General features: G+C 67.3%; 14 protein-coding genes. 1 reads left to right on the top strand and 13 read right to left on the bottom strand.

Translation table 11 applies throughout. The features are described from left to right. Nucleotides 1-25 precede the first annotated feature (25 nt). The 11 genes from QX073_RS29830 to obgE all read right to left on the bottom strand — a co-directional run bounded on the left by QX073_RS29830 (nt 26) and on the right by obgE (nt 11036). The gene (locus QX073_RS29830) at nt 26-532 is read right to left on the bottom strand and encodes an RNA pyrophosphohydrolase (RefSeq protein ID WP_315715940.1); all 507 of its coding nucleotides are present in this window, start codon (nt 530-532) and stop codon (nt 26-28) included. Between the two features lie 141 nt (nt 533-673). Continuing rightward, on the bottom strand, nt 674-1180 hold the full coding sequence (locus QX073_RS29825; RefSeq protein WP_315715941.1) for an RNA pyrophosphohydrolase: 507 nt from the start codon (nt 1178-1180) through the stop codon (nt 674-676). 89 nt (nt 1181-1269) lie between these two features. Beyond that, nucleotides 1270-2487 (bottom strand): divergent polysaccharide deacetylase family protein, encoded by a 1218-nt coding sequence (locus tag QX073_RS29820; protein ID WP_315750644.1) that lies wholly within the window; start codon nt 2485-2487, stop codon nt 1270-1272. A gap of 182 nt (nt 2488-2669) precedes the next feature. Then, complete coding sequence (locus QX073_RS29815) at nt 2670-4022, bottom strand: S41 family peptidase (protein ID WP_315715943.1); 1353 nt, start codon at nt 4020-4022, stop codon at nt 2670-2672. Next, complete coding sequence (locus tag QX073_RS29810) at nt 4019-5389, bottom strand: murein hydrolase activator EnvC family protein (protein WP_316226813.1); 1371 nt, start codon at nt 5387-5389, stop codon at nt 4019-4021. Before QX073_RS29810 ends, QX073_RS29815 begins: the two co-directional genes overlap by 4 nt. A 33-nt stretch (nt 5390-5422) precedes the next feature. After that, a complete protein-coding gene (gene rlmH / locus QX073_RS29805; protein ID WP_315715945.1) occupies nt 5423-5905 on the bottom strand; it encodes a 23S rRNA (pseudouridine(1915)-N(3))-methyltransferase RlmH in 483 nt (160 codons plus the stop codon). Nucleotides 5906-5962: 57 nt separating this feature from the next. Then, nucleotides 5963-6319 carry a ribosome silencing factor gene (rsfS, locus tag QX073_RS29800; protein ID WP_315715946.1) on the bottom strand — a complete coding sequence of 119 codons (357 nt, stop codon included), beginning with the start codon at nt 6317-6319 and terminating at the stop codon, nt 5963-5965. A 311-nt stretch (nt 6320-6630) separates the two neighbouring features. Beyond that, nucleotides 6631-7254: a nicotinate-nucleotide adenylyltransferase gene (locus QX073_RS29795; protein WP_315716185.1), complete on the bottom strand. Its 624-nt coding sequence runs from the start codon at nt 7252-7254 to the stop codon at nt 6631-6633. A 66-nt stretch (nt 7255-7320) separates the two neighbouring features. Then, complete coding sequence (locus tag QX073_RS29790; RefSeq protein WP_315715947.1) at nt 7321-8610, bottom strand: glutamate-5-semialdehyde dehydrogenase; 1290 nt, start codon at nt 8608-8610, stop codon at nt 7321-7323. Nucleotides 8611-8684: 74 nt separating this feature from the next. Next, nucleotides 8685-9821 (bottom strand): glutamate 5-kinase, encoded by a 1137-nt coding sequence (gene proB, locus QX073_RS29785; RefSeq protein WP_316226812.1) that lies wholly within the window; start codon nt 9819-9821, stop codon nt 8685-8687. A gap of 144 nt (nt 9822-9965) precedes the next feature. Continuing rightward, nucleotides 9966-11036 (bottom strand): GTPase ObgE, encoded by a 1071-nt coding sequence (obgE, locus tag QX073_RS29780; RefSeq protein WP_315715949.1) that lies wholly within the window; start codon nt 11034-11036, stop codon nt 9966-9968. Nucleotides 11037-11237: 201 nt separating this feature from the next. On the opposite strand from obgE, the gene QX073_RS29775 reads away from it, so the two are divergent. After that, complete coding sequence (locus QX073_RS29775) at nt 11238-12155, top strand: DMT family transporter (protein WP_316169934.1); 918 nt, start codon at nt 11238-11240, stop codon at nt 12153-12155. Between the two features lie 78 nt (nt 12156-12233). On the opposite strand, the gene QX073_RS29770 is transcribed toward QX073_RS29775, so the two are convergent. Both QX073_RS29770 and rpmA read right to left on the bottom strand, forming a co-directional pair. After that, the gene (locus QX073_RS29770; RefSeq protein WP_316226811.1) at nt 12234-12824 is read right to left on the bottom strand and encodes a GNAT family N-acetyltransferase; all 591 of its coding nucleotides are present in this window, start codon (nt 12822-12824) and stop codon (nt 12234-12236) included. A 139-nt stretch (nt 12825-12963) separates the two neighbouring features. Further along, a complete protein-coding gene (rpmA, locus tag QX073_RS29765) occupies nt 12964-13233 on the bottom strand; it encodes a 50S ribosomal protein L27 (RefSeq protein ID WP_315750651.1) in 270 nt (89 codons plus the stop codon). Between the last annotated feature and the right edge of the window lie 60 nt (nt 13234-13293).

Here is a 13293-nt window from a genome sequence, read left to right as displayed (position 1 = left end):
GAAGAGCCCCGCGCTTCGACGTAGATCAGTCGCCAACGTTGGCGAGATGCGCAAAAGCCTGCGCCACCGCGCGATAGACCTCGCGGCGAAACGGCACCACCAGCTCCGGGACGCGCGCCAGGCGGTCCCAGCGCCAGGCGTCGAACTCGGCCGGCTGGCCGTTGCGCGGCGTCACCGGATCGATGTCGGCGTCGCGCCCGGTGAAGCGCATCGCGAACCATTTCTGGCGCTGGCCGCGAAAGCGCGCGAGCCGGTGGTTCGGATCCTCGAATGGCGGAAATTCGTAAGTCAGCCAGTCGGTCTCGCCGAGGATGTCGGCGTCGCGAATGCCGGTCTCCTCCCACAGCTCGCGCCGCGCTGCTGCCTGAAGATCCTCGCCGGGGTCGACGCCGCCCTGCGGCATCTGCCATTCGAGCCCGGGCAGCACGATCTCCGGCCCGTCGTCGCGAAAGCGGCGTCCAAGGAAGACGAGCCCTTCGGCGTTGAGCAGCGCGATACCGACATTCGGACGATAGGGTCTGGTCTCGGTCATCCTCGAATCCATGAGCTGTCGTTCGCATGGCAGTGCATCATGACGGCATCGTCCCGACGCATCTGCAGAGTTACCCTGCAGCTCCTGCGCAGAAGCGGACTAGCGGATGTCGGGTACCGCGTCGAGGGCGGGGATCGCGATTCAATCGCCTGCGAGCGGAGCGAATTCCTTGACCACGCGCTCATAGACCGGCCGCTTGAACGGCACGATCAGCCCCGGCAGGTTCTTCATCGGCTCCCAGCGCCAGCTGACGAATTCCGCCTTGTGGTGGCCGCCGCCGGGGCGCTCGACATCGATCTCGGCATCGGCCCCGGTGAAGCGCAGCGCGAACCATTTCTGGCGCTGGCCGCGATAGCGCCCCTTCCAGGCACGGCCTGCGACCGTGCGCGGAATATCGTAGGTCAGCCAGTCGCCGACCTCGGCCAGCTTCTCGACGGAGCGCACGCTGGTCTCTTCATACAGCTCGCGCTTGGCCGCCTCCCAGGCATCCTCGCCGGGATCGACGCCGCCCTGCGGCATCTGCCAGACATGGGTGTCGTCGACATGCTCGATTCCGCCGGCGCGGCGACCGATGAAAACCAGCCCCTCCGAATTGATCAGCATGATGCCGACGCAGGTGCGGTAAGGCAGGTCCTCGTAGCGCGTCATTCCGGTCTCGGCCTTCCTGCGGGGACCCCTGCGCCTCGCTGCGCAGGCCTCCCGCTGTCACGTCGCCAGTCGGGCCGGCGCACGTTCGTTCAGTTCGATTTTGATTTCAGCATCGCGGTTGTCAATGGCACCAGCAGAATGCCCTTGCGGTCGAGCCCCTTGATCCAGGTGCCGATGCGGTCGATCGAGGCCGGCAGCGCCGAGGCGGTCCCGACGGCGACGCCACGTTCCTTGGCCAGGCTTTCGAGCTTGGCGAGCGCATTGTCGATCTCGACCGGGGTCGGCACCGCGTCGATGGCGACGTCGCCCTTCGCGAACGGCATCGCGAGCCCCGTGGCCAGTGAGGCTGCCACGCTGCGCGGGGCTGCGCCATCGTCGAACAGGGCCAGACCGCGCTTGGCGGCCTCGTTCACGATCGGCTGCATCGCCGCTTCCGTTGCGACGAAGCGCGCACCCATGAAGTTGCCGATGCCGACGTAACCCTGCAGCCGGCTCATGTGCCAGAACAGCCGGTCGATGTTCTGGTCCGGTCCGAGTGTTGCGAGCAGCGTCTGCGGACCCGGATCGTTGTCGGGATAGTCGTAGGGCTCCATCGGGACCTGCAGCAGGATCTCGTGGCGCTGCGCCCGGGCGCGCTCGGCGAGCTTGGTCGGATCGGAGCCATAGGGCGTGAAGGCCAGGGTGACCGCCGGCGGCAGCTTCATGATCGCGTCCGCCGTCTTGGCGGCGCCGACGCCGAGACCGCCGATCACGATCGCGACGGCCGGCATGCGCGCCGCCTTGGCGCGGTCGGCCTCGGCCGCATAGGCAGTGAATGGCTTCAGCCCGTCGGCCATCACCGGGATCATGCCGTAGCGCGACTTCTCCAGCAGCCGCGGGTCCACGCCGGGCATCTGGCTCGCGGGCGCGGCCGATCCAGGCTCTGCCGTCTCGCCACCGGCACCGATCGCGACCTCCTGGCGGGCGCCGCTGGAGCCGTCGATGATGGTGACCGTCTTGCGCTCGCCGGCCTCCTGCTTGGCCGCGGGGGCCGCGCCGTGGTCGGCCTTTGCGTCTGGCTTGCCATCCGGCTTGGCGGCGGCCTTGTCGTCGGTGGGCTTTGCGCCCTCGTTGATCGCGACGCGGGCGACCGGCTCGCCACCGAGCGGATTGTCGTTGAACATCGCAAAGCCGGCAAACACGACCAGGAACAGCCCCAGCAGCATCGCGAGGGCCTGCAGGGCCGTGAAGGGAAGCCGAATGCGGCGCCTGCGACGCTTTTCCGTCTGCCCGAGCGGGGCGCTCAGCTCGTCGGCCGTCTCTGTCATCGAAATTCCCGAATCAATCGGGTCGACGATACCACGGCGGGGATTCGGACGCAGGGCCGGTGTCCGCAAGCCCGTAGATCGGCGGAGCGGCAAACCAAGAAGCCGTCCAAAAAGGAAGGGCGGCCCGGAGGCCGCCCTTCAAACCTGATTCGCGTCGGTCGGCTGCCGCTCAGTTGGCGACCTCAGTTTGCCGCCTTGGCCGGCTTGTCGGCCGCGGCCTTCTCGGTCGGCGCCGGGGTGTTGGCGCTGTTCTTGATGCCGTGGAGCAGGTCGGCGGCCATTTTGAGCGCCTTGTCGTCCTTGGTGTCCGGCGGCACGTAAGACTGCGAGCCGGTCTTCTCGTCGCCGTCGTTCTTCAGATGGCCGCGCAGCGACGCCTCGCCCTTGGTGTCGGTGCGCGACTTCAGCTCATCCGGCACGTCCTGCAGCACCTCGATGTCGGGCACGATGCCCTTGGCCTGGATCGACTTGCCCGACGGCGTGTAGTAGCGCGCGGTGGTCAGCCGCAGCGCGCCGTTGCCGGCGCCGAGCGGGATGATGGTCTGCACCGAGCCCTTGCCGAACGAGCGGGTGCCGACCAGCGTCGCGCGCTTGTGATCCTGCAGCGCGCCGGCCACGATCTCCGACGCCGACGCCGAGCCGCCATTGATCAGCACGATGACCGGCTTGCCCTTGGTCAGGTCGCCCGCATGTGCCGCGCGGCGCTGCGTCTCCTCGGCATTGCGGCCGCGGGTCGAGACGATCTCGCCGCGCTCCAGGAACGCGTCGGAGACGGTGACCGCCTCCTCGAGCAGGCCGCCCGGGTTGTTGCGCAGGTCGATGATGTAGCCCTTCAGCTTGTCACCGATCTGGTTCTGCAGGTCGGCGATGCTCTTCTTCAGGCCCTCGGTGGTCTGCTCGTTGAAGGTGGTGATGCGGATATAGGCGATGTCGTCGCTCTCGGTGCGCGAGCGCACCGAGCGGACGCGGATGTTGTCGCGGGTCAGCGTCACGTCGAGCGGATTGTCGGCGCCCTTGCGCACGACCTTCAGCTTGATCTTGGTGCCGACCGGACCGCGCATCTTCTCGACCGCCTGGTTGAGGGTCAGGCCCTGCACGGCTTCGTCGTCGAGATTGGTGATGATGTCGTTGGCCTGGATGCCCGCCTTCGAGGCCGGCGTATCGTCGATCGGCGACACCACCTTGATCAGGCCGTCTTCCATCGTCACCTCGATGCCGAGGCCGCCGAACTCGCCGCGGGTCTGCACCTGCATGTCGCGGAAGCTCTTCGCATCCATGTAGCTCGAATGCGGATCGAGCCCCGAGAGCATGCCGCTGATCGCGGACTCGACCAGCTTCGAATCGTCGGGCTTCTCGACATAATCGCTGCGCACCCGCTCGAACACGTCGCCGAACAGGTTGAGCTGGCGATAGGTATCGGCGGTCGCGGCGCGCGCCGTCGATCCCATCAACACCGCGCGCGGTTGCGAGACGAACAGGGTCAATGCCGCACCGGTGGCCGCGCTCAGGAGAATTACCGAAGTCTTACGCATCATCCGCGTACCTTTTCGCCTTCATTTGCGGCCCACCATGGGCCTGGATCGATTGGAGTGCCGTCCTTACGGAACTCGACATAGAGCACTGGTTGACTCGCGTTGGTAGCGAGAATGGAGGCAACCTGGGAGCGGTTACCCATGATCGCGACCGGCTCTCCCGTCTGAACAAACTGCCCGATGTTGACGGAAATGCGCTCCATCCCGGCGATCAGGACATGATACCCGCCACCGGCGTTGAGGATCAAGAGTTGTCCGTAGCTACGGAAGGGACCCGCATACACAACCCAGCCATCACACGGGGTTGTGACCTGAGCCCCTGGCCGGGTTGCCAAAGAAATGCCTTTATCCGAGCCGCCCGCACCGTCCGATGCGCCAAATTCGCGGATCTTGGTGCCGTTGACAGGAAACGTCAGCATGCCCTTGGTCGAGGCGAACGCGATCGCGGGCGCCTTGCGGCCCGGGTTGCGCAGCGCATTCGCGTCCGGCTTGCTGTTGACCGGCACCCCCTGCAGGCTCGCCGTCGAGGCAGCCTTGGCCGCGCTCTTGAGGTCCAGCTCCATCGTCGTGATCAGTCCCTGCAGCGAGTCGATCTGCTGCGCCAGCACGGCGGCGCGCGCGCTTTCGGCTTCCATGTCCTTCTCGGCCGAGCTCTGCTTGCGCTGGCGTTCCTCCACCAAGGCGGCGAGACGGGTCTGATCGGTGCGCAGCCTGTCGCGGTCGCCGGCGAGCTTGTCGCGTTCGCTGGCGATCGTCTTGCGGATGGCGACGAGCTCGCCGAGATCGGTCGAGAGCTTCTCCGCTCGGCTGCGCATCTCGGGGATCACCGAACCCAGCAGCATCGCCGTGCGCAGGGATTGCAGCGCGTCCTCGGGACGGACCAGCAGGGCCGGCGGGGTGCGGCGGCCGGCGCGCTGCAGTGCGGCCAGAACCTCGATGATCTCCGAGCGCCGCGCTTCCAGCGACGTCCGCAGATCCTGCTCGCGGCCGTCGAGCCCGCGCAGCCGCGTTTCGGCCTCGCCAACCCGCACTTCGACGCTACGCACCTGCGCCGCGACGTCGATCAGCTGCTGATTGAGCTTGCCGCGATCCTCGCCGAGCGCGGCGATGTCGGCCTTCAACCGCTCCTGGGCCTCGGCGGCGGCCTTCTGGGCGGCGCGGGCGGCCTCGAGCTCCTGTTCGCGCTGCTTCAACTGCTCCGGGGTGGCCGGCGTCGGTGACGCGGTGCCGGGGATGGATGGCCGGAGTCCGCTCTGCGCCAGCGCCGGACATCCGGAAAAGACCACCACGAGCGCGACGAGCGACGCGCGGCAGGACCGGCCGCTGCGGACAGGTCTTGGGAAGCAGGAGAGGGGCCGCGCAGCGAACATCGAGGTCCTTATTGTGCTCCCATCGTCCCTTGTTCAAGCGCGGTGATAGGGGTGACCGGCAAGGATCGTAGCAGTACGGTAAATCTGCTCGAGCAGCAGGACGCGGACGATCTGGTGCGGCCAGGTGGCGGCGCCAAACGCAACCCCAAGCTTGGCTCTGCGCCGCAAATCGGGCGAAAGTCCGTCGGCGCCGCCGATTGCGAAGACGGCAGCCGGAATGCCTTCGTCCCGCCAGCGCCCAAGATAACCCGCAAAAGTTGTACTGTCGACGTTCCGGCCACGCTCGTCGAGACAGACGAGCACGGACTTGTCGGGGATCGCCGCCGATATCGCGGAGGCCTCCTCGGTCATGCGCGTCGCCGCATCGCGCGCGCGGCTTTCCGGGATTTCATGGATGTCGAGGCCGCGAAAGCCGAGCTTGCGGCCGATGTCGTCGAAACGCTCGCGGTAGCGCTCCGCGAGCTCCCGCTCGGGACCCTGCTTCAACCGGCCGATGGCGACCACGATCAGGCGCATGCGCACCCGACTAGCACGTGCGCCGTACGATTCGCACCCGCCGCGGCGTGGGACCGCCTAGACCGCCTTGGCCGGGTTCGGCCCTTGGGTCCACAATCGCTCGAGATTGTAGAACTCGCGAACCTCGGGTCGAAACACGTGCACGATCACGTCGCCGGAATCGATCAGCACCCAATCGCAATTGGGCAGGCCCTCGATGTGGAGTTTCTTGGTGCCGGCTTCCTTCAGGCCCTTGGCGACGTTTTCCGCGATCGATCCGACGTGCCGGTTCGAGCGGCCCGTAGTAATGACCATGTAGTCGGAATACGCCGATTTGCCGTGAAGATCGATCGTGACCGTCTCCTCCGCCTTCATGTCTTCGAGGCGGGAGAGGATCGTGCGCAGGGTCTTGTCGGCGTCGGGTTGCGCCTGCAAGGCCGCATCTTGGGTCGACGTCTTACGCGCTGACTTGGCCGTCGCCGACTTGGTAGTCGTTGCCTTCGTCTTCGGTAAGGCCGACTGGGACAATACAGATGTGGTCAGGGACCATTCCTTTCACTGTATCGCAGGCCGAATCCAACCCGGCCTGCTGACCATATTAGGCATGTGGGGTTAAGGGTTTCAACAATCCAGTACCCCGGTCGTCCGGCCCGACACCGTCCAGGCCGTCCCCGCTTCGGACCGTAGCGGAGACGGCAAGTTCCATGCATATCCGATGCCGCGCGCGATGGCGAACGCGCGGCCTTTCAGAACGACTTCCAACTGCCGTCCGGGTTCCTCAGGCCCGTCGAGGACAGGCTGAGCTTGAGGCCGGTGAGGTAGACCCAGGCTGGAGCGGCGCGGTCGGCCAGACGGCTGGCTTGCGCTTCGGGAATGCGATACCGCGCCAGGGCGCGTGCGGCGGGCGCGTTCAGGGCGCGGAAGCTGCGGGGCGGACGATCGACCACGGCCATCGGAACCTGGGCCGCGATGTGCCGCCACTTCTGCCAGCGATGGAACTGCGCGAGATTGTCAGCGCCCATGATCCACACGAAGCGCAAGCGCGATGCACGCCGGCGCAGATAATCGATCGTGTCGGCAGTGTAGCGGGTGCCGATGACGGATTCGAGACAGCTGATCTCGATGCGCGGATCGGCGGCCACCTTGCGCGCCGCCTCGGCGCGTTCGGCCAGCGCATGCAGCCCGCCATTGTTCTTGAGCGGATTGCCCGGTGTCACCAGCCACCAGACACGGTCCAGCTGCAGCCGCTTCAGCGCGAACAGGCTGATCGCGCGGTGCGCCTGGTGCGGCGGATTGAACGAGCCGCCGAGCAGGCCGATGCGCATGCCATCACTGTGGGGCGGCAGCGCCTGGCGGATCGCAAGGCGCATGGCTGTGGCGTCGGTCACGGCTGCCCCCGCCTGCTGCTCGTGCAACTCAACCACAGGATGCGGCCGTCATGGCCGCGTCTGCCCGGTGCCGTGGATGCGATATTTGAAGCTGGTGAGCTGCTCGACGCCGACGGGGCCGCGCGCATGGAACTTGCCCGTGGCGATGCCGATCTCGGCGCCGAAACCGAACTCGCCGCCGTCGGCGAACTGGGTCGAGGCGTTGTGCAGCACGATCGCCGAGTCGACCTCGTTGAGGAACTTGTCGGCGGCCGCATTGTCATCGGTGACGATCGCGTCGGTATGGTGTGAGCCGTGCGCGTGGATGTGGGCGATCGCGCCCTCCACGCCGTCGACGACCTTCGCGGCGATGATCGCGTCGAGATATTCGGTGTCCCAGTCCTCGTTGCTGGCCGGCTTCACCCGCGCATCGGCCGCGCACACGACCTCATCGCCCCGCACCTCGCAGCCGGCGCCAATTAGCATGTCGACCAGCGGCTCGATCTTGTCGGCGGCCGCGCGATCGACCAGCAGCGTCTCTGCCGCGCCGCAGACGCCGGTGCGGCGCATCTTGGCGTTCAGCACGATCGACTTGGCCATCTCCAGGTCGGCGGCGCCGTCGACATAGACGTGGTTGACGCCTTCGAGATGCGCGAACACCGGCACACGTGCCTCGGCCTCGACGCGGGCGACGAGGCTCTTGCCGCCGCGCGGCACGATGACGTCGACGCCGCCGTTCAGGCCCGACAGCAGCAGGCCGACGGCGGCGCGATCGCGCGTCGGCACCAGCGTGATCGCAGCCTCCGGCAGGCCCGCCTCGCGCAGGCCTTCGACGAGGCATTCGTGGATGGCGCGGCAGGAGCGGAACGAGTCCGAGCCGCCGCGCAGGATCACGGCATTGCCGGACTTCAGGCACAGCACGCCGGCATCGGCCGCCACGTTGGGGCGGCTCTCGAAGATCACGCCGATCACGCCGAGCGGCACCCGCACGCGCTCGATGGTCATGCCGTTCGGCCGCTGCCAGCTCTCGGTGACGATGCCGATGGGATCGGCGACCTCGCGCACAGCGGCGATGCCGTCGGCCATCGCGGCGACGCGGGCCGGGGTCAAGGTCAGGCGATCGAGGAAGGAGGAAGTGATGCCGGCGGCCTTGGCCTCGACGACGTCCTCGGCATTGGCGGCGATGATCGTGTCCGCGCGGGCCCGGATCAGCCGCTCCATCGCCTCCAGCGCCCGGTTCTTCTGCGCGGCCGGCGCCAGCGACAGCACGCGCGCGGCGGCGCGCGCCTGCTTGGCGAGGTCGTTCATCAGCGCAGGCAGATCGGCGCTGCCGTCGATGGCTTTCAAAGGCGCGGTCATGGGCGTTTCAACCTTGAATTAAGGCTCTCCAGTAGCACGGAATTCGGCCGTTTGCGAACGCTGGTGCCGCGGTCTCAGACCGGACCGGCACCTGCCGGGCCGATCACCAGATCGTCGCGATGGATCATCTCGGCGCGGCCGGAGATGCCGAGGATGACGGCCACGTCCGGCGACGAACGGCCCTTGATCCGCTCGGCATCGTCGGCGTCATAGGCAACGAGGCCGCGGCCGATCTCATGGGTGTCGGGGCCGCGCACCACCACGGCATCGCCGCGGGCGAACTGGCCATCGACACGGATGACGCCGGCCGGCAAGAGGCTTTTGCCCGCCCGCAGCGCGGTCACGGCGCCGGCGTCGATCGTCAGCGTGCCCTTCGGCTCCAGCGAACCCGCGATCCAGCGTTTGCGCGCGGTGACGGGGTTTGCCGGCGTCAGGAACCAGGTGGAACGGCCGCCATTGGCGATCGCGGCCAGCGGGTGCTCGATCTTGCCGGAGGCGATCAGCATGTGGGTGCCGCCAGTGGTGGCGATCTTGGCGGCTTCGATCTTCGTGCGCATGCCGCCGCGCGAAAACTCGGAAGCCGCGCTGCCGGCCATGGCCTCGATGTCGGCGGTGACGCTCTCGACCACGGGGATCAGCCGCGCATTCGGATCCTGCGCGGGCGGCGCGGTGTAGAGGCCGTCGATATCGGACAGCAGCACCAGCAGATCGGCGCTCGCCATGGTCGCGACACGGGCGGCGAGGCGATCATTGTCGCCATAGCGGATCTCGGCGGTCGCGACCGTGTCGTTCTCATTGATGACCGGCACCGCGCGCCATTCCAGGAGCTTGGCGATGGTCGAACGGGCGTTGAGATAACGCCGGCGCTCCTCGGTGTCCTGCAGCGTCACCAGGATCTGGCCGGCACTGACGCCATGAGCGCCGAGCACCTCCGACCAGGTCCGCGCCAGCGCGATCTGGCCGACCGCGGCGGCCGCCTGGCTCTCCTCCAGCTTCAGCGGTCCGCGCGGCAGCTTCAATCGGCTCCGGCCGAGCGCGATCGAGCCCGAGGATACGACCAGCAGCTCGCAGCCGCGGCTGTGGAGCCGGGCGATGTCGGCCGCCAGCGCGGCGAGCCAGGAGGCGCGGACCTCGCCGGCCTCGGAATCGACCAGCAGCGACGAGCCGACCTTGACGACGATGCGGCGAAAATTTTCGAGACGGGGTACCATGGCGTGAACGGGGTCGGTTCGAGCCCTCGCATCGTGATGAGAGGTGCGTGGCTGACACGCGGTCCGCACGGGACGGGGCTCAAGTGTTGATGGATGGCGGCGAGTGTCGCAAGCGAGGGCCTGCGAGGCAAGGTTGGCTTCAGTTCAGCCCTGCGGTGACGTTGGGGCCGCCCACGGCTCCTCGGTCGCGGCGCTCTCGGTCGTGCTCTTGGCCTTGAGGGACACAGGCTGTTCGCCGACCACGTCGGCGAGCTTGCGCAAAGCTTCCTTGACGCCTTCGCCCGTCGCGCCGGAAATCAGCAGCGGCGTCTTCTTGGCGGCGCGCTTCAGCCGGTCCCTCTGCTTCTTCAGCTCGTCCGGATCGACCGCGTCGATCTTGTTCAGCGCGACGATCTCGACCTTGTCGGTCAGCTCGCCGCCATAGGCTTCGAGCTCGTGCCGCACCGTCTTGTAGGCCTTGCCGGCGTGCTCGCAGGTGGCATCGACCAGGTGCAGCAGCACACGGCAGCGCTCGACATGGCCGAGGAAACGGTCGCCGAGGCCGGCGCCCTCATGCGCGCCCTCGATCAGGCCGGGAATGTCGGCCAGCACGAACTCGCGGCCGTCGGCGTTTACGACGCCGAGCTGCGGATGCAGCGTGGTGAACGGATAGTCGGCGATCTTCGGCTTGGCGGCGGAGACCTTGGACAGGAAGGTCGACTTGCCGGCATTGGGCAGGCCGACCAGGCCGGCATCGGCGATCAGCTTCATGCGCAGCCAGATCCAGCGCTCCTCGCCGGGCTGGCCGGGATTGGCGTTGCGCGGCGCCCGGTTGGTCGGCGACTTGAAATGGGCGTTGCCGAAGCCGCCATTGCCGCCCTCGGCCAGCACGAAGCGCTCGCCCACCGCGGTAAAGTCGTGGATCAGCGTCTCGCGATCCTCGTCGAAGATCTGGGTGCCGACGGGAACCTTCAGCACCACGGACTTGCCGCCGGCGCCATGGCGGTCCTTGCCCATGCCGTTCTCGCCCTTCTGGGCCTTGAAATGCTGCTGGTAGCGGTAGTCGATCAGGGTGTTGAGGCCGTCGACGGCCTCGATGATGACGTCGCCGCCACGGCCGCCATTGCCGCCGTTCGGCCCACCGAACTCGATGAACTTCTCGCGCCGGAACGCAACGCAACCGTTGCCGCCGTCGCCGGAGCGCACATAGACCTTGGCTTCATCGAGGAATTTCATGATGCGTCCTACGTAGGCGAGGCGGGTCCCCACGGCAACCGCGGAATGGGTTTAATTCGGCCCGAAGCCTTAATTTCGAGCGGTAAAGCCGCGCTGCGCAGCACGTGGACAAGGCGTGCGCAGGGGTTGCAGCAGGGCTGCATGACGCGCCATGCGGAAGGGCTGGAGCCGCGGCGGCGTGCCTGATAAGGCAGCCCCATCATGAGCGTGCTGTCCCGAATCTCCACCGCCAACGATGAGCGCTCGGCGCGGCTGGCCGGCATCGGCCTGATGCTGCTGTCGATTGCGATGTTCTCGTTCGGCGACGCCCTCGGCAAGTTCCTGGTGTCGACCTATGCCGTCGGCCAACTCCTGTGGCTGCGCGCCTGTGCGGCGCTGCTCTTGCTCGCACCGTTCATCTGGCGCAACCGCGCCGCGTTCCTGCAGCTCGAGCGCCCCTGGCTGCAGCTCGTGCGCGTGATCCTGTCGACGTTGGAGGTCGCAGCGTTCTTCCTCGCCACCGTCTATCTGCCGCTCGCCGACGTCATCACCTACTATCTCGCCGGGCCCATCTTCGTCACCGCGCTGTCGGCGCTGGTGCTGCGCGAGCATGTCGGCTGGCGGCGCTGGACCGCGATTCTGATCGGCTTCTGCGGCGTGCTGATCGCGCTGCGGCCCTCGGCGCAGACCTTCAGCCTGCCGGCCTTGATCGCACTCGGCGGCAGTCTGTCGTTCGCGGTGCTGATGCTGATCACGCGCAGCCTGCGCGCGACGCCCGACATCGTGATGGCGTCGTCGCAGTTCGTCGGGACCTTCCTGCTCGGCGCCGCGATGTCCTCGTTCGGCTGGGTGACGCCGACGTCCGGCAGCCTGGTGCTGTTCGCCGCCGCCGGCCTCATCTCGGTGACCGCGTTGTTCTGCGTCAACCGCTCGCTCAAGCTGGCGCCGGCCTCGGTGGTCGTGCCCTATCAGTACACGATGATCGTCTGGGCCGTGCTGTTCGGCTTCGTCGTGTTCGGCGACGTGCCGCATCCCGCCACCATCATCGGCGCCACCATCATCATCGGCGCTGGGCTGTACATCTATCTGCGCGAGCGCAGCCTGGGGCAGGGCCAGGGTGCGGTGAATCCGCCGGCCTGAGATGCGACCCTCCCCTGGAGGGGGAGGGTCGCCTCACGCGGAGCGAAGCGACACGTGAGGCGGGGTGGGTGGCCCGGCCTAACTCCGCCGCCCCGCATTGGCCCAGGCCTTCAGCGAGGACCAGACGCCGCGGGTCAGGCGGAAGGCGTCGACCGGGGCGGACGAGCCGATCACCTCGAAGCGGTGCAGCTCGACGCCGGTCCATTGGAAGCCGCACTTTTCCAGGATGTTGCGCGAGGCTGGGTTGCTGACGCGGGCGTGCCCGATCAGCAAATTGTCCTCGCTCGTCTCGAAGAAATGGTCGATCGCGGCGCGCGCGGCTTCGGTGCCGAAGCCGCGGCCCCAATGCGCAACGCCCAGCCAGTAGCCGAGCTCGGCACGGCCCGTTGCTGCTCGATTTATCCCGACCATGCCGATCGGCGTGTCCAGATGCTCGATCAGCAAGGCGGTCTCACCCGTCTGTTCCAGCGCGCGAACGAAGCGAGCGGCATCGACCTCCGAATAGGGATGCGGCAGGCGGCGGGTATTCTCGGCGATAACACGGTCGTCGGCGAGCCGGGCGATGGCTGTCACGTCCGCGAGCACCGGCGCACGCAGCGTCAGCCGGGAGGTTTCGAGGACGCAAGGTCTCGCCTCGCGCAAGGTGGGAGTGGTGATGTCCTGCAGCATGTCGGGCTCCATCGACGCTTCGGGATCAACTGATCAGCGAAAATGAAAAGGGGAGGCCGGTTGTCCCGCCTCCCCTGGAGCCATCTGGCGCTCCGCCGGTTTGTCAGGACCCGGCGGACGCGAATTGTTCCACCGTATTCTACTCAGCAGCCTCGGCGAGTACCGGACGTACCGAGATGAACGTGCGGTTGGCACGGTCATGGAACTCGACGACGCCCTCGATTTTCGCGAAGATCGTGTGGTCCGTGCCCATGCCGACGTTGAGGCCGGGATGCCAGGTGGTGCCGCGCTGACGCGCAATGATGTTGCCGGGAATCACGCGCTCGCCGCCGAACGCCTTGATGCCGAGGCGCTTGCCCTTGGAGTCGCGTCCGTTGCGGGATGAACCGCCTGCCTTTTTATGAGCCATCGCTCGTCTCCGATCTCTTGCGATCACCTTTAGCGCGATTCCGCTAAGGGATCATTCACA

Origin of the sequence: Bradyrhizobium sp. SZCCHNS3052 (assembly GCF_032484495.1) — a bacterium.
Lineage (GTDB): Bacteria > Pseudomonadota > Alphaproteobacteria > Rhizobiales > Xanthobacteraceae > Bradyrhizobium.
Note: the sequence above shows the minus strand (reverse complement) of the source record. Positions and strands in the feature narration are given on the sequence as shown.

What these genes read in the sequence shown, in the direction of transcription:
- QX073_RS29830 (WP_315715940.1), bottom strand. Translation starts at nt 532, where the DNA reads ATGACCGAGACCAGACCCTATCGTCCGAATGTCGGTATCGCGCTGCTC.
- QX073_RS29825 (WP_315715941.1), bottom strand. Translation starts at nt 1,180, where the DNA reads ATGACGCGCTACGAGGACCTGCCTTACCGCACCTGCGTCGGCATCATG.
- QX073_RS29820 (WP_315750644.1), bottom strand. Translation starts at nt 2,487, where the DNA reads ATGACAGAGACGGCCGACGAGCTGAGCGCCCCGCTCGGGCAGACGGAA.
- QX073_RS29815 (WP_315715943.1), bottom strand. Translation starts at nt 4,022, where the DNA reads ATGATGCGTAAGACTTCGGTAATTCTCCTGAGCGCGGCCACCGGTGCG.
- QX073_RS29810 (WP_316226813.1), bottom strand. Translation starts at nt 5,389, where the DNA reads ATGTTCGCTGCGCGGCCCCTCTCCTGCTTCCCAAGACCTGTCCGCAGC.
- rlmH (WP_315715945.1), bottom strand. Translation starts at nt 5,905, where the DNA reads ATGCGCCTGATCGTGGTCGCCATCGGCCGGTTGAAGCAGGGTCCCGAG.
- QX073_RS29795 (WP_315716185.1), bottom strand. Translation starts at nt 7,254, where the DNA reads ATGCGCCTTGCGATCCGCCAGGCGCTGCCGCCCCACAGTGATGGCATG.
- QX073_RS29790 (WP_315715947.1), bottom strand. Translation starts at nt 8,610, where the DNA reads ATGACCGCGCCTTTGAAAGCCATCGACGGCAGCGCCGATCTGCCTGCG.
- proB (WP_316226812.1), bottom strand. Translation starts at nt 9,821, where the DNA reads ATGGTACCCCGTCTCGAAAATTTTCGCCGCATCGTCGTCAAGGTCGGC.
- obgE (WP_315715949.1), bottom strand. Translation starts at nt 11,036, where the DNA reads ATGAAATTCCTCGATGAAGCCAAGGTCTATGTGCGCTCCGGCGACGGC.
- QX073_RS29775 (WP_316169934.1), top strand. Translation starts at nt 11,238, where the DNA reads ATGAGCGTGCTGTCCCGAATCTCCACCGCCAACGATGAGCGCTCGGCG.
- QX073_RS29770 (WP_316226811.1), bottom strand. Translation starts at nt 12,824, where the DNA reads ATGCTGCAGGACATCACCACTCCCACCTTGCGCGAGGCGAGACCTTGC.
- rpmA (WP_315750651.1), bottom strand. Translation starts at nt 13,233, where the DNA reads ATGGCTCATAAAAAGGCAGGCGGTTCATCCCGCAACGGACGCGACTCC.